This window comes from Mucilaginibacter sp. GW822-FHT03E02, assembly GCF_058801545.1.
On the sequence record NZ_JBXANJ010000001.1, the window covers coordinates 4855043 to 4877853 of the forward strand.

General features: G+C 41.9%; 22 protein-coding genes. 12 read left to right on the plus strand and 10 right to left on the minus strand.

The genetic code is table 11. The annotated features are described in order from the left end of the window. Window positions 1-66 precede the first annotated feature (66 nt). The 3 genes from AC1RM2_RS20110 to AC1RM2_RS20120 form a co-directional block, all read right to left on the minus strand. On the minus strand, window positions 67-1164 hold the full coding sequence (locus tag AC1RM2_RS20110) for a carboxylate-amine ligase (RefSeq protein ID WP_492986945.1): 1098 nt from the start codon (window positions 1162-1164) through the stop codon (window positions 67-69). A gap of 182 nt (window positions 1165-1346) precedes the next feature. Further along, window positions 1347-2423: an ATP-grasp domain-containing protein gene (locus AC1RM2_RS20115; RefSeq protein ID WP_492986946.1), complete on the minus strand. Its 1077-nt coding sequence runs from the start codon at window positions 2421-2423 to the stop codon at window positions 1347-1349. Between the two features lie 128 nt (window positions 2424-2551). Further along, window positions 2552-3259 carry an alpha/beta fold hydrolase gene (locus AC1RM2_RS20120; protein ID WP_492986947.1) on the minus strand — a complete coding sequence of 236 codons (708 nt, stop codon included), beginning with the start codon at window positions 3257-3259 and terminating at the stop codon, window positions 2552-2554. Between the two features lie 134 nt (window positions 3260-3393). Between AC1RM2_RS20120 and AC1RM2_RS20125 the strand changes: the two genes are divergently transcribed. From AC1RM2_RS20125 to AC1RM2_RS20180, 12 genes are all read left to right on the plus strand, one after another. Further along, window positions 3394-4209 (plus strand): alpha/beta hydrolase, encoded by an 816-nt coding sequence (locus AC1RM2_RS20125; protein WP_492986948.1) that lies wholly within the window; start codon window positions 3394-3396, stop codon window positions 4207-4209. A 24-nt stretch (window positions 4210-4233) separates the two neighbouring features. Then, the gene (locus AC1RM2_RS20130; protein WP_492986949.1) at window positions 4234-4554 is read left to right on the plus strand and encodes a hypothetical protein; all 321 of its coding nucleotides are present in this window, start codon (window positions 4234-4236) and stop codon (window positions 4552-4554) included. A 456-nt stretch (window positions 4555-5010) separates the two neighbouring features. Next, a complete protein-coding gene (typA, locus tag AC1RM2_RS20135; protein ID WP_477448622.1) occupies window positions 5011-6822 on the plus strand; it encodes a translational GTPase TypA in 1812 nt (603 codons plus the stop codon). A 144-nt stretch (window positions 6823-6966) separates the two neighbouring features. Continuing rightward, the gene (locus AC1RM2_RS20140; RefSeq protein ID WP_492986950.1) at window positions 6967-7992 is read left to right on the plus strand and encodes a LamG-like jellyroll fold domain-containing protein; all 1026 of its coding nucleotides are present in this window, start codon (window positions 6967-6969) and stop codon (window positions 7990-7992) included. A gap of 144 nt (window positions 7993-8136) precedes the next feature. After that, the gene (locus tag AC1RM2_RS20145; protein ID WP_492986951.1) at window positions 8137-8829 is read left to right on the plus strand and encodes a class I SAM-dependent methyltransferase; all 693 of its coding nucleotides are present in this window, start codon (window positions 8137-8139) and stop codon (window positions 8827-8829) included. Next, window positions 8829-9953, plus strand: coding sequence for a glycosyltransferase (locus AC1RM2_RS20150; protein ID WP_492986952.1), 1125 nt, complete (start codon window positions 8829-8831; stop codon window positions 9951-9953). Before AC1RM2_RS20145 ends, AC1RM2_RS20150 begins: the two co-directional genes overlap by 1 nt. Window position 9954: 1 nt before the next feature. Beyond that, window positions 9955-10719 (plus strand): TylF/MycF/NovP-related O-methyltransferase, encoded by a 765-nt coding sequence (locus tag AC1RM2_RS20155; RefSeq protein WP_492986953.1) that lies wholly within the window; start codon window positions 9955-9957, stop codon window positions 10717-10719. 8 nt (window positions 10720-10727) lie between these two features. Then, on the plus strand, window positions 10728-12224 hold the full coding sequence (locus AC1RM2_RS20160) for a lipopolysaccharide biosynthesis protein (RefSeq protein ID WP_492986954.1): 1497 nt from the start codon (window positions 10728-10730) through the stop codon (window positions 12222-12224). A 55-nt stretch (window positions 12225-12279) separates the two neighbouring features. Next, on the plus strand, window positions 12280-13053 hold the full coding sequence (locus AC1RM2_RS20165) for a class I SAM-dependent methyltransferase (RefSeq protein ID WP_492986955.1): 774 nt from the start codon (window positions 12280-12282) through the stop codon (window positions 13051-13053). Between the two features lie 14 nt (window positions 13054-13067). Next, on the plus strand, window positions 13068-13967 hold the full coding sequence (locus AC1RM2_RS20170) for a glycosyltransferase family protein (protein ID WP_492986956.1): 900 nt from the start codon (window positions 13068-13070) through the stop codon (window positions 13965-13967). 43 nt (window positions 13968-14010) lie between these two features. Continuing rightward, on the plus strand, window positions 14011-15297 hold the full coding sequence (locus AC1RM2_RS20175) for a glycosyltransferase (RefSeq protein WP_492986957.1): 1287 nt from the start codon (window positions 14011-14013) through the stop codon (window positions 15295-15297). Beyond that, complete coding sequence (locus AC1RM2_RS20180; RefSeq protein ID WP_492986958.1) at window positions 15290-16042, plus strand: glycosyltransferase family 2 protein; 753 nt, start codon at window positions 15290-15292, stop codon at window positions 16040-16042. Before AC1RM2_RS20175 ends, AC1RM2_RS20180 begins: the two co-directional genes overlap by 8 nt. On the opposite strand, the gene AC1RM2_RS20185 is transcribed toward AC1RM2_RS20180, so the two are convergent. From AC1RM2_RS20185 to uvrB, 7 genes are all read right to left on the minus strand, one after another. Next, window positions 16039-16398, minus strand: a complete 360-nt coding sequence (locus AC1RM2_RS20185) for a DUF5615 family PIN-like protein (protein ID WP_492986959.1) — start codon at window positions 16396-16398, stop codon at window positions 16039-16041. The two genes, AC1RM2_RS20180 and AC1RM2_RS20185, sit on opposite strands and share 4 nt — an antisense overlap. Further along, window positions 16398-16628: a DUF433 domain-containing protein gene (locus tag AC1RM2_RS20190; protein ID WP_492986960.1), complete on the minus strand. Its 231-nt coding sequence runs from the start codon at window positions 16626-16628 to the stop codon at window positions 16398-16400. The genes AC1RM2_RS20185 and AC1RM2_RS20190 overlap by 1 nt, the downstream gene beginning before the upstream one ends. 99 nt (window positions 16629-16727) lie before the next feature. Then, the gene (locus tag AC1RM2_RS20195) at window positions 16728-19220 is read right to left on the minus strand and encodes a YfhO family protein (RefSeq protein ID WP_492986961.1); all 2493 of its coding nucleotides are present in this window, start codon (window positions 19218-19220) and stop codon (window positions 16728-16730) included. A gap of 91 nt (window positions 19221-19311) precedes the next feature. Continuing rightward, the gene (locus tag AC1RM2_RS20200; RefSeq protein ID WP_492986962.1) at window positions 19312-19599 is read right to left on the minus strand and encodes a hypothetical protein; all 288 of its coding nucleotides are present in this window, start codon (window positions 19597-19599) and stop codon (window positions 19312-19314) included. A gap of 7 nt (window positions 19600-19606) precedes the next feature. Continuing rightward, complete coding sequence (locus tag AC1RM2_RS20205) at window positions 19607-19855, minus strand: DUF4834 family protein (protein ID WP_477353918.1); 249 nt, start codon at window positions 19853-19855, stop codon at window positions 19607-19609. A gap of 215 nt (window positions 19856-20070) precedes the next feature. Continuing rightward, entirely contained in the window at window positions 20071-20655 is a 585-nt protein-coding gene (locus tag AC1RM2_RS20210; protein WP_492986963.1) for a Uma2 family endonuclease, read from the minus strand. A 109-nt stretch (window positions 20656-20764) separates the two neighbouring features. Then, complete coding sequence (gene uvrB, locus AC1RM2_RS20215; RefSeq protein WP_477389135.1) at window positions 20765-22789, minus strand: excinuclease ABC subunit UvrB; 2025 nt, start codon at window positions 22787-22789, stop codon at window positions 20765-20767. Window positions 22790-22811 lie beyond the last annotated feature (22 nt).

Here is a 22811-nt window from a genome sequence, read left to right on the forward strand (position 1 = left end):
AATGCCCTTGTTCTTCCTTATTATAAAATTTAGTCTCTTGTGGTTCGATATTGGCATCTTATTTTATTACAGCCCCTTTAAAGTTTGTGAAGTGATGTAATCAACCACATCGGCAAAGTTATTATTTTGCTGGTAAACTGCCAGCTGCCTGTCGGCGCCGGTACCGGTTTCCAGTATTTTGTGTACATATTGCAGGTCATCGCGCGAGCCAAGGTCGTCAACCACATCGTCAACAAAATCTAAAAGCTCCAACACCAACGATCGGGTGTTCACTTCCATTTCTTTTCCAAAGTCAATCATTTTACCATCAATACCATATCGGGCGGCCCGCCATTTATTTTCATTAATAAGTGCCCGCGAGTAGGTTATAAACTTCATGTTTTGCTGGCGAAGCTTATATAGCTTAGCACATAGCGCCTGGAAGAGCGCTGCAAAAGCGATGGTTTCATCAACAAGCATGGGGCAATCGCAAATGCGAAATTCGATGGTTTCGAAAAACGGGTGAACCCGGATATCCCACCAGATTTTTTTGGCGTTATCAATACAGTTGGTTTTTACCAGCAGCTTGATATAATTGTCGTACTCTTCGATGCTGCTGAAATAATCAGGAATGCCCGTCCTCGGAAATTTATCAAACACCTTGGTACGGAAGGATTTAAAGCCGGTATTACGCCCTTCCCAAAAAGGCGAATTTGTTGATAGGGCATACACGTGTGGTAAAAAATAGCGTACCTGGTTGGCAATGTGGATAGCCATATCCCGCGATTGGATGCCCACATGCACGTGTAAACCAAAAATAAGGTTGGAGCGTGCAGCCTCCTGCATCTCATCTACAATCTCGAAATAACGCGGATGATCTGTGATGAGTTGATGTTGCCAATGCGAAAACGGGTGCGTTCCCGCTGCACCAATGCGCAAGCCTATATCGCCGGCAAGCATGGCCACGGTCGTGCGCAGTTTGCTTACCTCTTTACGGGCTTCGGTGGTATTATGGCAAATATGCGTGCCTACCTCCACAACCGCCTGGTGCATTTCGGCTTTCACCTGGTCTTCGTGGATTTTTTGTGCACTATCCACAATTCTCTGCTCGTGCGATTTTAGTTCCCTGGTTACGGGGTCAATCACCATAAATTCTTCTTCAACACCTAAGGTAAACTTGTTCATAATTGGTTAGGTTAAATACGTAAAAGTTCCCCTCTCGAGAGGGGGTGGGTTTGGCTGTGCGAGGGCAGGGGTGTGTTATACAACATTCAGAACACACCCCTCCGCCCCTCTCAAGAGGGGAATCGCGCCAGTCCGGGCTTTTTTAACTAAAGCGATGACCTTAAACCCCTCGCTATCCTATATTACTTCTTTGCTACTTTCTTCGCCTTCACCACCTTCTCCTTCTTCACTTTCCCCTCAGCCTCAATAGCATGTTCAACTACACCCACGGATACATCCACTTTAGCCGGTTTTGCTTTTACACCAATCAGCGGTGTTTTTGCTGCCGATGTTTTTACAAACTCGCCCCAGGTAAGGTTATCCAGGCCGTCTTTTTGTTTTTTGGCGCGTTCAATGGCGTAGTCGGCGGCTGTTTCAACCACCCACTCAAAGTTTTCCTGGCCAACGCTTGTTACTTCGGCATCGGGGGCCGGGTTACAAAAGTCGATAGCGTAAGGGATACCATCGCGAATGGCAAACTCCACGGTATTAAAATCGTAACCTAAAAACTGGTTCAGTTTTATTACATAATCCTTAACAGTATCTAAAAGTTTTTTGGCTGCCGGTGCTTTGCCGTGCTCATAACGCAGGTGATGCGGATTCCGCGGCTCGTACTGCATAATGCGTACGTGCTTGCCGCCAATGCAGTAACAGCGAAAGTAATCGTCAAAAACAACCTCTTCCTGCAGCATCATTACATATTGCTTGGTTTTGTTGTACATATCAAAAAAATCCTCTTTATCTTCCAGCTTATAAACCTCTTTCCAGCCGCCACCGTCAAAGGGCTTCATGTAGGCAGGGAAGCCAACGTAGTTAAAAATTCCATCCCAATCCAACGGGTAAGCCAGGTTACGGAAAGATTTGTCGGTAGTATCATCCGGCAGATCTTTTGAAGGCAGGATTACGGTTTTAGGAACCGGCACACCAATTTTAACAGCCAGTGCATTGTTGAAAAACTTCTCGTCGGCGCTCCACCAAAATGGGTTGTTAATAACCGCTGTGCCGCAAATGGCCGCGTTTTTTAAAGCCGCACGATAGAAAGGAACATCCTGCGAGATTCGATCCACAATCACCGCGTAATCCAATGGTTCGGCCTGCATTACTTTATCAATGCGTACAAACTCCGCCGATATGTTTTTCTCAGCTTTCTGGTTTATCCTATCCACAAAAGCCTGCGGAAACGAATTCTCCTGTCCGAATAAGATGCCTATTTTTTTCATAGTGTTGTTCAGTTTGCAGTCGCCGGTTTGCAGTTTGCATTTTTAGGCTCCTGGCTGTTTTTATGTAGATTTTAAGTTTTAGATAGTATTGTTTTTCTGTCTTGATTCCTGACTCTTAATTCTTAATTCTATTTTATCGTTGACAAATAATGCGGAAACATTTCCTTCCAAATCGGCCAGTCATGACTGGCATTCGGGCGGATATCCAACCAATGGTTAATACCTTTTTTGTTTAATATGTTTGATAGCTGTATATTATAATCTTTACAAATGTCGTGCTCAGATGTGCCCAGGATGATGTTGATGTTCCATAGGTCGCCCGTGTTGCTGCCGGGCAAATAATCTACGGGGTTGTTGTAAAAAATATCGTCGTTATAAAAACCGTCGGTAAACATTTTGATATCAAAGGCGCCACCCATAGTAAAAAGGTGGGCCACTTTTTCGGGATGCTTAAATGCAAAGTTTGCCGCATGGTAACCGCCAAAGCTGCATCCGGCCACCGCTACTTTGCCAATGCCCGTTTCGTGCATAGCCCAGGGCGCCAGCTCGTGTAAAAGCATTTTATCGTACCAACTGTAATTGCGGGCGCGGTCGGCAGGATGGATGCCTTTATCATACCAGGTTCTGTCGTCCAATGTATCGGGGCAGTAAATCTTTACCAGGCCCTGGTCTATAAACCATTTTACGCTATCAATCAGGCCAAAATCTTTATTTTGGTGATAGCGCCCCTTTGTAGTAGGGAACAGGATGACAGGAAACCCGCGGTCGCCAAATACCAGCATCTCTACATGCAGGTTCAAATTTGGCGAGTACCAACGATGATATTTTTCGGTCAAAATGAGCAGTTTAAGTTTTGAATGATGTAAGTTAAGTGGTTTAACTGAAAAAGGCAACTAACTGATAAATTAATACATTAGCTTAATAAATTGAAAACATAGCGTACTTTTGTGCCCTTTTAAATTAACATAAGATGAATTGGGGCTGGGCTGAAACAGAAATGACGATAATAGAAAAAAGGATAACGATAAATTCTGCCTTGCTTAAAAGAGAGGTATTATGCACGCTATTAATACCCGATGAACAGGAAATTGCAGAACCGTTAAGCCTGTTGCTGCTGAATGATGGGCAGGAGCTGGAGAACCTGGAACTTAGCCAGACACTTGAAAAACTTTACAATACCAACCGACTGAAGCCAATAATGATTGCAGCCATATATGCCGGTGAAGACCGGCTGCAGGAATATGGCGTAGCCGGCCGGTCCGATTTTAAAAAACGGGGCGCTAAAGCTGATATTTATACTCAATTTATAATAACCGAATTGCTGCCGCAGATAAAAGCGCAAACAGGTATTCACGAATTTAAAAGTACGGCCTTTGCCGGTTTTTCATTAGGCGGATTATCGGCCTTTGATATTTGCTGGAATAATGCGGACATTTTTGATAAAGTGGGGGTATTCTCCGGTTCGTTCTGGTGGAGAAGTAAGGACTTGGCTAAAGGGTACACAGATAACGACCGCATTGCGCATACCTTAGTTAGAGAAACCGAAGGTAAACCCTGTTTAAAGTTCTGGCTGCAAACAGGCACCAAAGATGAAACCAGCGACAGGAACAAAAACGGAATTATCGATGCTATTGACGATACCATCGACCTGATCAAGGAACTGGAGATAAAAGGCTATAAACGCCCTGAGGATATTCAGTATGTAGAAGTTGTTGGCGGGAGTCATAATACCGAAACATGGGGTAGGGTAATGGGTAAGTTTTTGTGCTGGGCTTTTGGAACATAAATTTCGAATGCTTAAATTGCCTACATGGAGAATGATGTAGTTATTAAGTTGATAGAAAAACTCCCATTAAGTTCGAGGTATCAGGTTGAGCATTTTATAATTAAATTGCTTAACGAAGCCGAAAAGAATGGTGCAAAGATAGATTTAAGCGATGTTGGCGGAGTGTTAATGGCAACAGATTTTGATGAGCCGCTAAAAGAATTTCACGACTATATGTATACGATGGACATTAAGTTTATCGAAAAGATTGAGGCGTTGCCCATACCGATGCAAAATGAATTGGAGTTGATAACTGATCAGATGCTGAAAAAGAAGTATGAGGCTAAATCCGAACAAATCAATTGAATATTTAAGCGAGATGAAAGATCAAAGCAAAATCGATAAACCAAACAAGCCGCGTAATATCTTCATCAGGTGTACAGTAAATGATGCGCTTAATAAGTATGCTGGCCCGGATTTTTTGCCCGGGAAAGTAAAAAAGATAGAAGAGAAATTTCGAACATAATCAATATAGGGGCGACACGTTTGTATGTCGTCAGTGAAATTTTTCGGGGCTTCATAGATATGTAATCCACTTGCACTCTAACCTATATGTAACGTACTTAGCGTGTGGGGTGCCGAAACAAGTTCGGCATGACCTACCTATTTTTGGGGATTCGCTAAATGTTTTTTACCCTCATAGATATCATCATTACCACCCTTTGGTAATGAAATTGTTAAATCTGTCACTATAACTTGACTGCGTTTTAAAATCTCATATATTAAACGTACCTTTGCGCCAAATTTATAGGGGCATATTTCATGCAAAAAATAAGAAACATTGCGATCATCGCACACGTTGACCACGGTAAAACTACATTGGTTGACAAAATTTTACACAGTTGCGCCATCTTTCGTGATGGCCAGGAAACTGGTGAATTAATATTGGACAACAATGACCTGGAACGTGAGCGAGGTATTACCATCGTATCAAAAAACGTTTCGGTAAGGTATAAAGACGTTAAGATCAACATTATTGATACTCCTGGTCACGCCGATTTTGGTGGCGAGGTTGAGCGTGTGTTGAAAATGGCGGATGGTGTATTACTACTTTGCGATGCTTTTGAAGGTGCTATGCCTCAAACCCGCTTTGTAACCCAAAAAGCTTTGGCTTTAGGCTTAAAACCAATTGTGGTTGTAAACAAGGTAGATAAAGAAAACTGTCGTCCGGAAGAAGTTTACGAACAGATATTTGAATTATTCTTCAACCTTGAAGCAACTGAAGACCAACTGGATTTTCCGGTTATCTACGGTTCATCAAAACAAGGTTGGATGAGCACCGACTGGAAAACACCTACTGAGGATATTTTCCCGTTAATGGATGCCATATTAGCTAACATTCCTCCTGCACCTATTGCCGAAGGTACTTTACAAATGCAGATTACCTCTTTGGATTATTCTTCATTCGTAGGTCGTATCGCTATCGGTCGTGTGGCACGTGGTACTATCAAAGAAAACCAGCCGGTATCTTTGGTAAAACGCGATGGCACCATCCAAAAATCAAGAATTAAAGAGCTTTATACCTTTGAAGGTTTAGGTAAAGTACGCGCTACAGAAGTTAGCTCGGGCGATATCTGTGCCGTAGTTGGTATTGAAGGTTTTGATATTGGCGATACTATTGCCGATTTTGAAAAACCAGAGCAACTGGCGGTTATCAAAATTGATGAGCCAACCATGAACATGTTGTTCACCATCAATACTTCACCTTTCTTTGGTAAAGAAGGTAAATTTGTTACATCGCGCCACTTACGTGACCGTTTGTACAAAGAGATGGAAAAAAACCTGGCGCTTAAGGTTGTTGAAACCGAATCGCCTGACTCATACCTGGTGTATGGTCGTGGTATCCTTCACTTATCAGTATTAATCGAGACCATGCGTCGCGAAGGTTACGAATTGCAGGTAGGTCAGCCGCAGGTTATCGTTAAAGAAATTGACGGTGTTAAATGCGAGCCGGTTGAAACCCTTATTGTTGATGTACCGGGCGATGTTGCCGGTAAAGTAATTGAGTTGGTGACACAACGTAAAGGCGACCTGTTGGTAATGGAGCCTAAAGGCGATTTACAACACCTGGAGTTTGATATCCCGGCACGTGGTATCATTGGTTTACGTAACAACGTATTAACCGCTACAGGTGGCGAGGCTATTATGGCACACCGCTTTAAAGCATATGAGCCATGGAAAGGTACTATTCCAGGCCGTTTAAATGGTGTATTGGTATCTATGGATACAGGTAAAACCACCGCTTTCGCAATTGATAAATTACAGGATCGTGGCAGGTTCCACGTTGATCCGGGAGTTGATATTTACGAAGGACAGGTATTAGGCGAGCACATCCGCGATAACGATTTGGTTATTAACTTAACCAAAGGCAAGCAGTTAACCAACATGCGTGCGTCTGGTAGCGATACCAACGTTAGGATTGCACCAGCAATTAAATTCTCGTTAGAAGAATCAATGGAGTACATCCAGGCTGATGAGTATATCGAGGTAACGCCGCAAAGCATCCGTTTACGTAAAATTTACCTGAACGAAAACGAGCGTAAAATTAACGCCAAGAAATTTACAAGCCAATAATTTGGTAAGTAGGTTATAATATAGAGCCCTTCGGTTAGCCGGAGGGCTTTTTTTCGAAAATAATATTTTGCAGACAAGCCATTATTATTTATTTTTAAGGAATAAAAATTAACTAAATAAATTATTACTTACCCAAGCCTTATTATGAAAAGATATTACTTTTTGTTAGTGCCTTTACTTGCTGTGCTTTGCAGCAGCTGTACCAAAATTAGCGATGACGGGCCAGCACCAGATCCGCTTCAGGGTTTATTATTAACCGATACCCTTACTATGTATACCGGCAATGTTGTAAAACTAAATGTTAAGGTAACCCCGGCATCCTACGATAGTACCAAACTGGTTTGGAAATCATCAGATACCTCTGTGATTTCTGTTACTAACCGTGGTGTTATCACAGCAAAAAACGAAGGGACGTCGCAGATATCGTTGAGTAATGTGGCGCAAACCAAAAGCGTAAGCTGTTTGGTAACTGTTAAGGATAGTTTAGGCGTAGGGTTAATTGCTTATTATCCATTTAATAATAGCGCTAATGATTTCTCGGGCCATAATTATAATGGGACAGCGCACGATATTACCAGTATTGCTGACAGATTTGGCAAACCAAATTCGGCTTATAACTTTAATGGCACCAGCAGTTTTATAACTGTTAGCGATAAGCCGGCGCTTAGGTTAAATGGTATTGATTTTACAATCAATTATTGGATTAAACTGGATAATTACAGTCCTTCATACGGCACAACAGTGTTAAGTAAGCGCGATGTTGGTTATCAACAAGGATGGATAACCGGAGTTGGCGGCGTTTTAAATGCGGCTTCAATCGTCGGGAAATCGGGTACAATTACCTATAACGTTGCTGGTGGATCAGATCCGTTTGCTTATGGTCAACTGGTTTGTGGTTTAAGCGCGTGGCATATGCTTACGATTGTATATAACTATGATTCAAATGAAGTAACTTTATATGTCGACGGTGTTTTTGATAGGATAAGCAAAAATATACCTACACCCAATGGTAATGTAACTAAAGATTTGTATATCGGTGCTGATAGCCAGGGTTCAGCCAATCCAAGCTATTATGATTACCTTACAAAAGGTGGAGTAGATGACATTAGGATATATAAAAGGGCATTCAATACTCACGAGGTTCATAAACTATTTGTTGCAACTAAATAATTGCTGTAAAACAAAGTAAAAGCAGGTCTGCGTTCGTCTGAACACAGACCTGTTTTATTTCCCAGCCTAGTTATTGGCAACATTACAAGGCTGCCGCTGATGTTTACATTAACGTATTAAAATAAAAAAATTAAATTTGCGGTTATGAATAGCAATAGCCGGCTTAATCCAACCTTGTTTTCTACCAGATATGTTCATTTAACAAAGCTGCGTGATGCCACTTTAAAAATAATGCAGGAATTAACTGCCGGTAGCAATAAACTGCAACTTATTGATTTTGGGTGTGGCGACATGCCGTACCGATCAGTTATAGAGCCAATGGTAGGTAAATACATTGGTGTAGACCTCGATATAAATCCTCTGGCAGATTATCATATTGATTATGATAGCAAAACAACTTTGCCCGATAATTATTGCGATATCATTTTATCTAACCAGGTACTGGAGCATGTGGATTCTCCCCATAGTTATCTTTCCGAGGCTTTACGCCTTCTAAAACCCGGCGGCAAAATTATCCTTACTACCCATGGGTATTGGTATTATCACCCCACGCCGTATGATTACTGGAGGTGGACAAGTGCCGGATTAAGAAAGACCATTGAAGCCGAAGGTTTTGAGGTGGAGTCTTTTCATGGTATCATGGGTCTTGCCGCAAGCGGTATTCAGCTTTTTCAGGATGCCATCCTTTTAAAGTTACCTAAATTTTTGGTGCCGCCTTTTGCGTTTGTGATGCAAAGTTTTATTCGGCTGTTTGATAAAATACACTCTCAGGCGCAACGCGACCGTGATGCCTCCCTATATGTAGTTGTAGCTCAAAAAAGCAAGGGTGTCGTGTAATGGATGCATTTAATCTTTGTATTATAAAGCCGAACAAAGACGCTTTTTCTGAAACATTTGTACAGGAGCACATTGACAGGTTGCCTGGTGATAAAAAAGTGTTATACGGCGGTGCTTTTCCTGTTTATGACCACGAAGGAAAGTTTCTTATCCGTTCCAAACTTGGATTGTTAAGTTATTTAATACAAAAAAGGTTATTTAAAAAAAAGAGTATCCGGGTGCGAACGATAGCCTTGGTTAACTACCTGAAAAAGGAAAAAATCGATGCCGTATTTGCGGAATATGGAATGGTAGGGGCCATGGTGACCGAAGCTTGTAAACTTGCGAATGTGCCATTAACTACGCATTTTCATGGTGCCGATGTTTACCACAGGGAAACGGTAAAAAGCTACAGCAAGCTTTATAATAAATTGTTTGAATACGGAAGTGCGTTTATATCCGTATCGGCAGATATGGTGATTGATTTAATCAATCTGGGGGCACCCGCAGGTAAAATAACCAATGCTTCCTGTGGAGTTGATACCATTAAGTTTCCTCAACTAAATATTGCCGGAACAAAAAGGAATTTTTTGGCTGTTGGGCGCTTTGTAGAAAAGAAATCGCCTCAATCGATAGTGAAGGCTTTTAAGTTGGTGGCTGACAAAATTCCCGACGCTAAACTTTGGATGGTTGGCCAGGGACCTTTGTTTGATGAAACCAAATCTTTAGTAACCGAATTGGGGCTTGACGGGCGAATAACACTAACCGGGGTGTTGAAAACCGACCAGATCAAAGCGTTAATACAGCAGTCGCGATGTTTTGTGCAACACTCAGTAACAGCCGCCAACGGAGATAAAGAAGGTACTCCCGTGACTATTTTAGAAGCGGGTTCCTCTGGTTTGGCTATTGTAAGTACACAGCATACTGGCATAAAGGAAGCTGTGATTAACGGGGAAACAGGCTTTCTTGTTGCTGAACATGATATAGAAGGGATGGCTGCCTGTATGATAAGAATTGCAGAAGATGTTGAACTTGCAGCCTCACTTGGGGCAAAGGAGGCAACCCATATCCGTAATAATTATGATATTAGGGACAGAATAAAAACACTTACCAGTATAATAAAGCAATCAATAAAAAAAAATTAACATGTTAAAAAAACTGATGCACAAGGTGATCAAGAATTTAGGCTACGACCTGGTAAAGCCCGATAAACGCCTTGTTGTTAACGGCCTGCCTGCCGATTTTGAAAAAGCGACGCTTGATACATACTACAAGGTAAAAACATATACCATGACCACGCCGGAGCGGATTGCCTCGTTATGCAATGCTGTAAACTACCTTGTGAAAAATAATATTCATGGCGATTTTGTGGAATGTGGTGTTTGGCGGGGCGGCAGTACCATGGCGGCAATAGATACCTTAATGAAAGCTGGAGATATTACAAGGAATATCTATTTGTATGATACTTTTGAAGGTATGTCGGAACCTACTGAGCACGATAAGATATTTACAGGCACAGGGGCTGATGAATTGATGAACAGCAGTGCTAAGGACGATCCAACATCCGTTTGGTGCTACTCGGCATTAGATGAGGTACAAAAGAATGTAGGCACCCTCAATTATCCAGCAGCGAAGGTGCATTATGTAAAAGGAAAGGTTGAAGATAGCATCCCGCAAACCATGCCCGGCAAAATAGCCTTGCTAAGGCTGGATACCGATTGGTATGAATCCACTGCTCATGAGTTGGAGCACTTATATCCCTTACTGGTGCCAGGTGGCGTTATCATTATCGACGATTATGGCCATTGGGAAGGCGCGCGCAAAGCAGTTGATGAGTATATTGAAGCCCAAAAATTACCATTGCTGTTAAACAGGATAGATTATACCGGTCGTATTGGTATTAAATATTAATTGCTGGCATGGGAATAGTAAAAAAGCAGGTTTATAAAAATACCATCCTCTCGTATGCGGGCATGGCGGTAGCTTATATAAACACTGTTTTGCTTTTCCCGTTTTTTACCAATGCCGGGCAATACGGTTTTTATAATCTGATCATCAGCGTATCGGTTTTATATTCGTTGGTGGCCAGTATGGGGGCGCCAAGTATTATAGCCAAATACTTTCCTTTTTATCGTACCGAAGATAATAAACATAACGGTTTTATGCACTGGGTGGCAGGTTTAACCCTTGCCGGGTTCGCGTTAGCCACTGTATTGTACATTGCGCTTAAGCCGGTAATATTGGGCGCGTATGCAGGTAATTCGGTATTTTTTGCCAAATATTACTATTACCTTATTCCGCTTTCGTTATTTATAGTAGTGTTCAACTACCTGGAAATGACCGGCCGGGTGGTTTATCAAACTATTTATTCCAATTTTCTGCAAAATGTTTTGCTGCGGTTGCTTACAACTGTTTATTTATTGATGATAGCGGGCAAATGGATAAACTTTGAAGATTTTATATTCTTGTACATCGGTAGCAATGGTTTAATTTCTTTATTGCTGCTTTTAAGCATCATGAGCACCGGTAAATTTGCTTACGGCGTAAATAATGGCAGTTTTAAAATCATAAAAAAGAAAGAGATTGTAAATTTTGGCTTGTTTACTTTAGTTGCAAGCGCGGTGTATGTGCTGCTGCAAAAAGTAGATACTTTGATGCTAAGTTCAATGGCAGGGGATAGTGTGCAGGGTATTTACAGTTGGTATTTCAATATCGCGTTATTGATAAGTGTGCCGGCCACTGCTTTGAGCAGAACAACCTATGCCATCGTTGCAGATGCATGGAAATCAAAAAACATGGAAAATATTGCCGACGTGTATGCTAAAACCTCTATCATTCAAATGGTATTTGGATGCCTGTTGTTTATCGGTATAATTATTAACCGCGAAAACTTGTATGCCATTGCCCGCAATAAAGAGTTTACCGATCCTAAATACTTTACGCTTTTTCTGGTGATAGGTCTCGGATTTTTGGTTGACATAACCGGCGGGTTAAATACCTATATCATCACTACTTCGCATAAGTATAAACTCATTACCATATTGGTTTTGTTGGCCAGTATTTTTTGTATTGTTTTAAACTATATCCTGATCCCTAAAATTGGAGGAATGGGGGCTGCTATAGCTTATTTAATTACTATGACAGGTTTAAACTTCTGCACCTGGTTTTACATTAAATACCGCTTTAAAATGCAGCCATTCAATTACAGGCATCTGCTGGTGTTGGTAGTATCGGCGGTGAGTTTTTTTACTGGTAAATATTTTTGGCGCATGCCTAATTTATACCTCGATATAGTGCTACGTAGCGGAGTAACAACGTTGGTTTATATCCTGATGACCTATCTGTTTAAGATCTCGGAAGATGTGAACGAGAAAATAAATTCCACCTGGCGCAAGCTTAAAGCCATTATTAAATAATAATTCGCTTAAAACAGAAGAGATAATTAAAGCTATAATTTTACCTTCGTAAATAATGCAGGAATCAATTATTGGCGGTGATTATAAAACCGCTTACGATCAATTTTACGAAAAACACGATGAAGCCTGGCGAATGCTGGGAGCAAAATACAAAGCGCAGCATATTATGGATATATGCAAAGGGCTCATGTTTGCCAAAGTGTTGGAAGTGGGAGCCGGCGATGGCAGTATCTTAAAAATCTTATCCGAAAATAACTTTGCATCTGAGTATCATGCTGTCGAGATCTCTGAAAGCGGCGTAGGATATATACAATCGCGCCAGATACCCAATCTAAAATCGGTTCAGGTATTTGATGGTTATAAATTGCCTTTTGCCGATGATAGCTTTGATCTGATCATTCTGTCGCATGTGCTGGAACATGTCGAGCATGAGCGCATTTTACTGCGAGAGATAAAACGCGTTGCAAAACGTTGTGTTATCGAGGTTCCGCGCGATTATAAAACGGGCGTTGATACACGGATTAAACATTTTTTGGCTTACGGTCACATCAATGTGTACACCCCCACCTCGCTGCGGTATTTGTTAAGTACCGAGGGTTTCGAGCTGGAGAATGACCTTACATCGATGATTGAACCGGAGGTTACAAGGTTTAATACCTACGTTAATCAAAGGAAAACGAAGAGCTTACTGAAAAATTTGAAAATAGCAGCCGAATATTCAGTTAAGCAAATCCTAAGTAAATTGATGGGAAAAAAGGTGCGTGAACAATTTGCCAACGCTTATACCGTTTTGTGTAAAAAAGCCGACCATCAACCCGAATTATTCTGACTTTAACCTGATCGATGCAAAAACTTGCCCCTATAGCCCTGTTTGTATACAACCGGCCCGATCATATGCGCCGTACCATCATCCATTTGCAAAAAAATGTACTGGCAGATGAATCCCGCCTGTATATTTTTTGTGATGCACCCAAAACAGAAGCGGACCGGGCCAAAGTTGAGGAGGTAAGGCAGGTTGCTAAAGAAACATCTGGCTTTAAATCGGTAAAAGTTATCCTGCGCGATCATAACCTTGGTTTGGCAGAGTCGATCATCAGCGGCGTTACACAGTTGGTTTATGAATATGGTAAAGTAATTGTTTTTGAAGATGATCTGTTATCATCGCCGTATACCCTGCAATACTTTAACGAGGCATTAACCCGCTACGCAAACAATGATAAAGTGATGCATATAGGCGCCTATATGTACAACCTGAAGGAAAAAGACCTGCCCGAGGCCTTCTTTTACCGTGCTGCAAGCAGTTGGGGTTGGGCAACCTGGGCACGTGCCTGGGATAGCTTTGAACCCGATATTGATAAACTGATAGCCCAGTTTGATACGGTCAATATCCTTAAGTTTTCTATAGAAGGTAAAATGAATTTCTGGAAACAGATTAAAGAGTTTAAGGCAGGTAAAAATAATTCATGGGCTATTCGCTGGTATGCTTCTATATTTTTAAAAGGGGGCCTTACCCTAAATCCGGCCAAATCGCTAATTAACAACATTGGGCACGATGGTACAGGCTTTCATAGCAATAAAGAGAATATGTACGATGTGCATATTTCGCAGCAACCGGTAAAAAAATTCCCGGATGTAGTAGAAGAAGACGAGAAGGCATACCAGGCAATTAAGCACTTCCTGGCACATCGTAAAGGTACTTTACTGCAGCGTGCCGTAAGGTTTGTTAAACAAAGGGTAGGCTGATTTCCATAATTTCGGTTAATAGGAATAAACGTATTTTTGGGGCATGTTAAAAGTAGTGCATCTTAATACCTATGATGGCAACGGCGGCGCAGGTCGCGGAGCCATGCGGCTTAACCGGGCATTAATAAGCCAGGGAGTAGGATCAAAAATGCTGGTGCATTATAAATTTGGCAGCAACCCGCAAATAGGTACGTTCAATTCCAACAAAATCCAAAAATCATACACTGCCTTTACGATCATATTGGAGCGGATTTTGGCCAAACGTTTTTTAAAGCCACTGATGAAAACACCGTTTTCATTTGCCTGGTTTGGCCGTTCTGTCATCCATCACCCGGATGTTAAGAATGCCGATATTATTCACCTGCACTGGATTAATCATGGTTTTATTGATCCGAAGCATATTGCCGGGATTGCCAAACTCAATAAGCCTGTTGTATGGACCTTTCACGATAGCAATGCCTTTACCGGCGGTTGCCATGTACGTTATGCCTGCGATCATTTTATGCGCGAATGCGGTAACTGCCCTCTGCTGATTAAGCCTTCGGATAACGATATTTCGCACCAGATCTGGAAGCAAAAAAAGGAAGCTTATAAAGTATTGGATTTTGCCATAATTGCTCCGAGCTTGTGGATGCAGCAATCAATAGCCACCAGCAGCCTGATGCAAGGCAAAGCCGTTCATCATATACCCAACTCCCTCGAAACTGATATTTTTAAACCAATTGCCAAACAACAGGCAAAAGAAAAGGCGGGTTTGCCAACTGACAAATTCATTTTTTTAAGCGGGTTTATGCCGTCGCGCAAAGATTCGCATAAGGGCACCCAATATTTGCTGGACAGCATGGAATTGCTGAAGCAGCGTTTAGGCGTCAATGCCGGAAAAATAGAACTTATTGTCTTTGGTAATCGCGGAACGGAAGGTCTGCCGGATTTCCCATTTAAAACCAGCTTTTTAGGCACCATAAATAACGACGAACAGCTGGCATTGTATTATGCGGCTGCCGATGCATTCCTGATTCCTTCCCTTGAAGATAACCTGCCTTATACTGTTATGGAAAGCCTGGCCTGCGGAACGCCCGTAATAGCCTTTACAACGGGCGGTATCCCAGATATGGTTAGGCATAAATATAATGGCTACCTGGCCACCTATCGTTCGGCAGAGAGCTTTACAGATGGTATGGAGTGGGTTATTACACATCCCCAGCCACAGTTGCTGCAAAAGCAGGCCAGGGATACGGTAGTGGAAACATTTTCTGAAGAGGTGATTGCCAAAAAGCACATCGAACTTTATGAAGGGCTGTTAAAGAGTACGGGAGGCGCCGATGTTTAATCCTAAGCTTAGCGTTATAACCATAGTATACAATAACGTGCGCGATATTGAATGTACCATCTTGTCGGTTTTAAATCAAACCTATAACAATATTGAGTATATCATTGTAGATGGCCTTTCTACAGATGGAACTTTGCAGGTGATTACGAAATACCAGGATCGTGTAAGCAAGATCATTAGTGAGAAGGATAAAGGCATTTATGATGCGATGAACAAAGGACTTGCCATTGCCAGCGGCGATTACGTGATTTTCATGAACTCCGGCGACGAGTTTTTTGATGCAGATACCGTAACCGCTGTCTTTGCGGCCGCTGCTGATGCCGATATGTATTACGGCGAAACTGAAATGATAGCAGACAGTGGCGAAAGTTTAGGCCAGCGCCGTCATAAGGCCCCGGAAAAGTTTACCTGGCGCGGGTTCAAGTACGGCATGAGTATCAGTCACCAGGCTATTTATGTAAGGCGGACATTAGCCGAACCATACGACAGGCAATATCAGTTAAGTGCAGATATTGAATGGATTATCCGCGCTGCGAAAAAAGCGAAAAAGATAGTCAATGTAAACAGGTATGTTGCCAGATACCTGGTAGGCGGGATGTCGAAAAAGAAGCATCGCCAGAGTTTACAGGAACGTTTTGATATTATGAAGCGATATTATGGTTTGATTCCAACAGTATTAAATCATTTTGTGATAGCTTTTAATCTTGGATGGTATTGGCTCAAGAATAAGCGGACAAATGATTAACCAATTGAGGTAATCCGTTCCTTCCCAATCTCAAGATAAAAAGCTTCTTTTGATGACATATGTAAGATGAGGGGTAAATTCTTCATAAAAACCGACACTAAATCGTTGTTTGAAATATTTCCTAAAGTAATTCTGATGATCTTTTTTGGTGTTTTATTAACAAAGTGAAAATCTTTAAAGTCCTGATCTTTTGTGATTACCACCATGTCGTTTTCATCAGCATATTTACAGATCTCGGCATCAGTGGTATTCCATTTTTGCAATATCTGGTTAACATGTATTGCTATACAGCCTTCTTGGTTACTAAGGAATTTCGAAAGCATTATAGGTAAATGAACATCAACTAAAAAGTTCATTAGTTAACTTCTTCTAAAGTTTTACCTGATAAGCTGATTTTGGCGTAAGATAAGGAGGCAAGTATATCTTCTTTTTCCAGCTCGGGATGGTCGTTCAAAATATCATCAAATGACATTCCTGAAGCTATCAGGTCAATGATAACCTCGACAGGCCACCTCATGTGACGAACACACGCTTTGCCATGGCATATAGCCGGATCAACAGTAATTCTTTCGAGTAAATTGCTCATAATGTAAATTTACAAAATACTTATGATTTTATCAGAAAACAAAAGAGCGATGAACTTTCGCCCATCGCTCTTTGTCAGATAATTTTAATCTGCTAAGTATTAAGCTTTTTTTGCAGCTGGCTTAGCAGCTGGCTTTTTCTTAGTTTCAGTATAAGCTGCACCACCTAAAGCCAATACCAATAATATAGATCCCGCTAAAGATATATTTTCACCTGCATAATAAGATGTGGGATGGAAATCGAATTTGATGGTGTGATTGCCGATAGGAATAACTGCAGCCCTTAATAAATAATCGGCACGGAAGTAAGGCGATTCTTTACCATCAATAGTCATGCTCCAGCCTTTATCGTAATAAATTTCTGAAAACACGGCCACCTGTGCTACCGGGCTGCTGCTTTCATAGGTCAGGTGCTCCGGCTCATATTTGGTTAGTTTTATAGTGGTAGTTGGAGCTTGATCGGCACCCACCGATTTTCCATCAATCATGCTTTTATATTGTTTATCGACAATGGCTTCATCTTTTGGCGAGAAGCTGCTGATGGCTTGCATCTCCTGGTCGGCGTTATCGGCAAATTTTACGCTTTTTACAAACCATACGTTGCCACAGGCGGTTTGGTTAGCTTGCATACCGGCATTGCCCGATTTAGGGTCAACAGTGATGATGTACTTAGTATTCAGCATATCCAGTACATCATGGTTTACGCTTTTGGTAAATTGGTTTTGAATCAATTCATCAAATCTTCTCAACCTTGCTGAGTGGAAACCGCCTACAGTTTTATAAAAATAAGATGAGTGTGAGTCATGAAAAGGATCGCCCGATGTCATGTCAAATACGCGGAAGTTTGGATCGGTATCTTTCATAATAAACTGGTCAACCTCGCGTGGTGTATATTGCTGTTCCAGGTCGGATTTGGCTACAAAGTTTGCATCCTTCAGGTAGCGCTTATCAACGCCCCACATATCAATTATAACAATAACGGCCAGGACTAAGGCAGCAATATTCGCTTTGATTTTTTGTTCGATAATTAACCATAACAGGCCTGCAGTTAACAAAACGAAAATTAGCGAGCGGATAGCGTCTGCACGTTCAAGGCTTTCCCTATCATCTATTATTGCGTTGGCAACAGAATTTGCAGTGCTGGTGTCGCCTTTGAATATTTGGGTAAGGTTGGCCACAAATGCCGCATGCTCATCAGCCTTGAAACTTAACAATATCTGCGGAACCCCTATCATAATTAATAATAAGCCGCTCGTAATATAAAACGCAATTTTAGCACGCTTGAAAATAAATGCCTTGTCTGTATTGGTAATAACTTCGTTAACAGCAAGCAGTGCCAATATAGGGAAGCAAAATGCCGCGATTACCAGAGTTGATTCAACCGCCCTGAACTTGTTGTACATGGGTACGTAGTTGAAAAAGAAATCGGACAGGAAAGGCAGATTTTTACCGAATGATAACAGCATGCTTAACAATACCGCTCCTAAAACCCACCATTTAATGCGGTTTTTAACAATAAGCAGGCCCAAAATGAAAAGAAAGCATATGGCTGCGCCAAAATACCAGGGGCCAAATGTACTTGGTTTATTCCCGTAATACAATGATTGGGAAACAAACCCCTGCGCCTGGCCTGCATCAACACCTTTATCGGTTAATATTTTTACAGCTTTGGAGTCGTCGCCGGCAACCGTGCTACTGCCACCGCCATAAGCGTTAGGCACTAAAAAGGTAAGGCACTCGCCAACGCTTTGACTCCAGGTGTAAGCATAATCCTTATCTAATCCATGGTTAGGGCCGTCTGTGCCTTTGGCGGTTAAGTTTGCTTTGCCTCTGATAGTGTATTGGCTGTATTCATAAGTTGTCCATAAAGTACCTGCATTTACCGCGATAGCCAACACTATACCTGCCGCCAAAAAGCCCATCGACTTTAAAAATGGCTTGGTCTGCTTGTCTTTTATAGCATAATAAAGCTCTATACCCAATAATATAGCTATAGATAACAGCAGGTAATAAGTCATTTGCACGTGATTGCTGCGGATCTCCATTGCCAGGAAAAACGCTGTAAGCGAAGCACCTAAAAGGTACCGGCCACGTAACGTTAAAATAATGCCCGCAAGCAAAGGCGCAAAAAATGCAATAGCATAAGCCTGGTTACTATGCCCCGCGGTGATATAAATAAAATTGTACGACGAAAACGCAAAAGCTATTGCCCCCGCGGCTGCCAGCCAGGGCGAAAGCCGCAATACGCTGAATAACAGGTATGCACCTAATAGATAAAGCAGTATAGTATCAACCGGGTTAGGGAATACCACCTTTAAAACATCAATAACATGTGAGGTAATGTTTGAGGGGAACGAAGCCCAGATTTGGTAAGCCGGCATGCCACCAAACATTTGATTGGTCCATAACGGTGCTTTGCCGGTAGCGGCCTTAACATCATTGATCTCTTTTTGCATGGACTGTGCCTGAGATACATCACTTTGAAATAATACTTTACCCTGTGTTAGCGGAGTAATGAAGTAAGCAAAGGAAATTGCTATGAAAATTGCTACAATAATGAGATGGACACTATTGCGCTTGAACCAGTTATTCATTTAAGTTTTTTGAAATGGATATTAATTCCTCAAAAATAGAAAATTGAACGGGAATAGGAATTATTAGTTGTAAAGGAATTACTTAACAGCCTTAGGAGCGGCCGCGCATTACAAAAAAGAAAATAACCATGATAACGAGGCTTAAAACGTAAGCTATCACCTGCGCTTTATTATAATCTTCACGGTATTTACGGATATTAAAAAAGTTATAAACCGCCAGTGTGCCAACTATCACCCAAAAAAAAGTATTGATCCTGGCAGCAGATACAAATAATTGCGTAGCCGCAGCAAAAACAATAAAATTTGCAATAATCAATGTTATCGACTCGGGCGTATTATTGTGGTTTGGGCGTCGTTTGTATACTTCGTCGGGCAGCATAAAAGGTCTATTTTACTTCTTCATAATCAACAAATTCACCTTCGGTATCCGGTAATTTGCCTTTTTTTCCTTCGGGAATGTAATCAACTTTTATGGCGCCTTCGGGCTTTCTTTGCTGATAGTTTTGCTGCTGCTGAGCCTGTTGTTGCGCTTTATTGATAACGCTTTGAAACAAAGCAGGTATCAGGTAACGCATTAAACTGCGAATAATGTATAAAACACAAATTGATATGATCAGGAAACGAATAAGTAACATCTGATTAATTTTAAGCTTACAAATATAAGTATATAACGGAGAAATTGTTTTTTAGATGTATGGATAGATGTGCAAATGTGCAGATTTCAGATGTGCAGATGATTTTCAGGTATGCAGACGGACAAATCTTGCAATCATTTTACAATCAGGTATCAAACCTATCGTGCAATTTTTTCATCTGCATATTTGCACATTTATAATTTGCGCATCTGCATTTAATTATCTGCAAAAACTATTTCAAGGCTCAATTCAAGTCCCGGGAGTATTTCTGTTGTAATGATATCGCCCATCGTCATTAGTTTTGATGGCTGGTAAGCACTGTTTGTCAATGTGTATTTTAAAAAAGTTTTATCTTGCGGGGATACTATCCAGTACTCTTTAACACCAGCTTCTTCATATACTTCATACTTATTACGAAGTTCCTTTTGATTATTTCCGGGAGAAAGAATTTCGACAACAATATCAGGTGCACCTGTACAACCACGGGCATCAACCTGTAAAGGGTTGCATATAACGCATATGTCAGGCTGCACCACTGTAAATATCTTTTTGTCCTCGTCCCCGCCCCTGCGTGGGAGGCGAACGTCAAAAGGTGCTGGATAGGCTTTACATTTCTTTCCTTTTAAATAGGCGTATAATTCACTTGCAATAATCCAAGAGATGTATTGGTGTTTTGATGCCGGTGCCGGCGTCATTTTAAAAATCTTACCTTTAATCAATTCAAGCCTATCCTCAAACGTCCATTGAAGGTAATCGGCGTACGAATAGCTTTTAGTAAGATCAAGATCAGATAGTTGCATAACTTTTTTTAATCAAAAATAACGATTCAATTTGAAGATTTGGCAATTTGAAAATTTGAAGATGCTGTGACTTCCCATTTTTAAATTTTCAAACCCTCAAATTTTCAAATCAAAACTTTTCCTCCATCATCTTCTCCAATGCAAACATTTCATCGCGCAGTTTGGCTGCCAATAAAAAGTCCATATTTTTGGCTGCGGCCAGCATCTCTTTTTTGGTGTTGTCTATCGATTTTTTCAGATCGGGTTTGGTCATGTACTGAACGATAGGGTCGGCGGCTAACGTTGCCATATCAGCTTCTACATAAGCCTTTTGTACCCCGCCTTTAAAGTCGACAACCGATGTTTGCTCCATGATCTCCTCCCTTGATTTGCCGACTGTAGTTGGTGTAATGCCATGCGCTGTATTGTATGCAATTTGGATTTCTCTCCTGCGGTTAGTCTCATCCATCGTTATCTGCATTGAGTCGGTAATTTTATCGGCATACATGATAACCCGCCCGCGATCATTACGTGCGGCACGGCCAATGGTTTGGATCAACGAACGTTCCGACCGTAAGAAACCTTCCTTATCAGCGTCCAGGATGGCCACCAGCGATACCTCCGGCAAATCTAATCCCTCACGTAATAAGTTTATCCCTATCAATACATCAAACTCGCCCAGGCGTAATCCCCTTAAAATTTCAACCCTTTGCAGTGTTTTTACTTCGGAGTGAATGTAACGGCATTTAATACCCAGCCTGTCCATATATTTAGCTAATTCTTCGGCCATACGTTTGGTGAGTGTAGTTACCAATATGCGGTCGCCCATTTTTATGGTGCGGTCAACCTCATCTAACAAATCATCCACCTGGTTTATCACCGGGCGTATTTCGATGATTGGGTCAAGCAACCCAGTGGGGCGTATAACCTGTTGTACTACTACACCTTCTGATTTTTCCAGTTCAAAATCGCCCGGAGTCGCGCTTACATAAACCGTTTGCGGCGCCAGCTTTTCAAACTCCTGGAAGTTGAGCGGCCGGTTATCCAATGCCGCCGGCAGCCTAAAGCCATAATCGACCAACGACATCTTGCGCGACCTATCGCCACCATACATCGCCCTGATCTGGGGTACAGTTACGTGGCTCTCATCTATAACCATCAAGTAATCATCCGGGAAATAATCCAATAAACAGAAGGGCCTCGCCCCAGGCAAACGGCCATCGAAAAAGCGCGAATAGTTCTCGATACCAGAACAGTAGCCCAGTTCGCGGATCATCTCGAGGTCGTAATTAACCCTTTCTTCCAGGCGTTTGGCTTCCAGGAAACGACCATCGTTTATGAATTGTTTTTTGCGGGTTTCCAGTTCCTCCTGTATAGCCCAGATAGATTGCACAAAGCGTTCACGCGGGGCCACATACAGGTTGGCAGGGTAAACCACCATATGGGTCATTTTTTCGATGGTTTTGCCGGTGCTTACATCAAATGTTGTAAGTTCCTCAATATCATCGCCAAAAAAGGAAATGCGGTAAGCATGGTCCATATAGGCTGGGAAAATATCAACCGTATCGCCCTTAACCCTAAAAGTGCCGCGCTTAAAATCGGCTGTAGTGCGGGCGTACAATATCTCGACCAGGCGGTGTAAAAAAGCATTTCTGCTGATGCGGGTGCCCACCGCGAATTTGAATACCGACTGCGCGAAATCCTCGGGGTTACCCATACCGTAAATGCACGATATCGAGGACACCACAATCACATCCCTGCGGCCCGACATCAGGGCCGAGGTTGTGCGCAGGCGCAACTTTTCAATCTCCTCGTTTATCTGTAAGTCCTTTTCAATGTAGGTGTTAGTGGTGGGTATAAAAGCCTCGGGCTGGTAATAATCGTAATAGGATACAAAATAGTTAACTGCGTTCTCGGGAAAAAACTGCTTAAACTCGCCATAAAGCTGGGCCGCAAGGGTTTTATTGTGACTCAGTATCAGCGTGGGCTTTTGCGTTTGCTGGATAACGTTGGCCACCGTAAAAGTTTTACCCGAGCCCGTAACCCCCAAAAGGGTCTGGAACGGATCGCCATTGTTTACACCCTCAACCAGTTGCCTGATGGCCTCAGGCTGATCGCCGGTGGGGAAGTATTGGGAAGTTAAATTAAAATCCATGTGTAGTGTAAAAATAGCAAAT

Bases quoted from the DNA above. Each gene is read 5' to 3' on its own strand.
- AC1RM2_RS20180 (WP_492986958.1), top strand. From the start codon at position 15,290: ATGTTTAATCCTAAGCTTAGCGTTATAACCATAGTATACAATAACGTG.
- AC1RM2_RS20110 (WP_492986945.1), bottom strand. From the start codon at position 1,164: ATGAACAAGTTTACCTTAGGTGTTGAAGAAGAATTTATGGTGATTGAC.
- AC1RM2_RS20115 (WP_492986946.1), bottom strand. From the start codon at position 2,423: ATGAAAAAAATAGGCATCTTATTCGGACAGGAGAATTCGTTTCCGCAG.
- AC1RM2_RS20145 (WP_492986951.1), top strand. From the start codon at position 8,137: ATGAATAGCAATAGCCGGCTTAATCCAACCTTGTTTTCTACCAGATAT.
- AC1RM2_RS20210 (WP_492986963.1), bottom strand. From the start codon at position 20,655: ATGCAACTATCTGATCTTGATCTTACTAAAAGCTATTCGTACGCCGAT.
- AC1RM2_RS20165 (WP_492986955.1), top strand. From the start codon at position 12,280: ATGCAGGAATCAATTATTGGCGGTGATTATAAAACCGCTTACGATCAA.
- AC1RM2_RS20140 (WP_492986950.1), top strand. From the start codon at position 6,967: ATGAAAAGATATTACTTTTTGTTAGTGCCTTTACTTGCTGTGCTTTGC.
- AC1RM2_RS20125 (WP_492986948.1), top strand. From the start codon at position 3,394: ATGAATTGGGGCTGGGCTGAAACAGAAATGACGATAATAGAAAAAAGG.
- typA (WP_477448622.1), top strand. From the start codon at position 5,011: ATGCAAAAAATAAGAAACATTGCGATCATCGCACACGTTGACCACGGT.
- AC1RM2_RS20200 (WP_492986962.1), bottom strand. From the start codon at position 19,599: ATGCTGCCCGACGAAGTATACAAACGACGCCCAAACCACAATAATACG.
- AC1RM2_RS20160 (WP_492986954.1), top strand. From the start codon at position 10,728: ATGGGAATAGTAAAAAAGCAGGTTTATAAAAATACCATCCTCTCGTAT.
- AC1RM2_RS20185 (WP_492986959.1), bottom strand. From the start codon at position 16,398: ATGAACTTTTTAGTTGATGTTCATTTACCTATAATGCTTTCGAAATTC.
- AC1RM2_RS20155 (WP_492986953.1), top strand. From the start codon at position 9,955: ATGTTAAAAAAACTGATGCACAAGGTGATCAAGAATTTAGGCTACGAC.
- AC1RM2_RS20170 (WP_492986956.1), top strand. From the start codon at position 13,068: ATGCAAAAACTTGCCCCTATAGCCCTGTTTGTATACAACCGGCCCGAT.
- AC1RM2_RS20195 (WP_492986961.1), bottom strand. From the start codon at position 19,220: ATGAATAACTGGTTCAAGCGCAATAGTGTCCATCTCATTATTGTAGCA.
- uvrB (WP_477389135.1), bottom strand. From the start codon at position 22,789: ATGGATTTTAATTTAACTTCCCAATACTTCCCCACCGGCGATCAGCCT.
- AC1RM2_RS20190 (WP_492986960.1), bottom strand. From the start codon at position 16,628: ATGAGCAATTTACTCGAAAGAATTACTGTTGATCCGGCTATATGCCAT.
- AC1RM2_RS20130 (WP_492986949.1), top strand. From the start codon at position 4,234: ATGGAGAATGATGTAGTTATTAAGTTGATAGAAAAACTCCCATTAAGT.
- AC1RM2_RS20150 (WP_492986952.1), top strand. From the start codon at position 8,829: ATGGATGCATTTAATCTTTGTATTATAAAGCCGAACAAAGACGCTTTT.
- AC1RM2_RS20175 (WP_492986957.1), top strand. From the start codon at position 14,011: ATGTTAAAAGTAGTGCATCTTAATACCTATGATGGCAACGGCGGCGCA.
- AC1RM2_RS20205 (WP_477353918.1), bottom strand. From the start codon at position 19,855: ATGTTACTTATTCGTTTCCTGATCATATCAATTTGTGTTTTATACATT.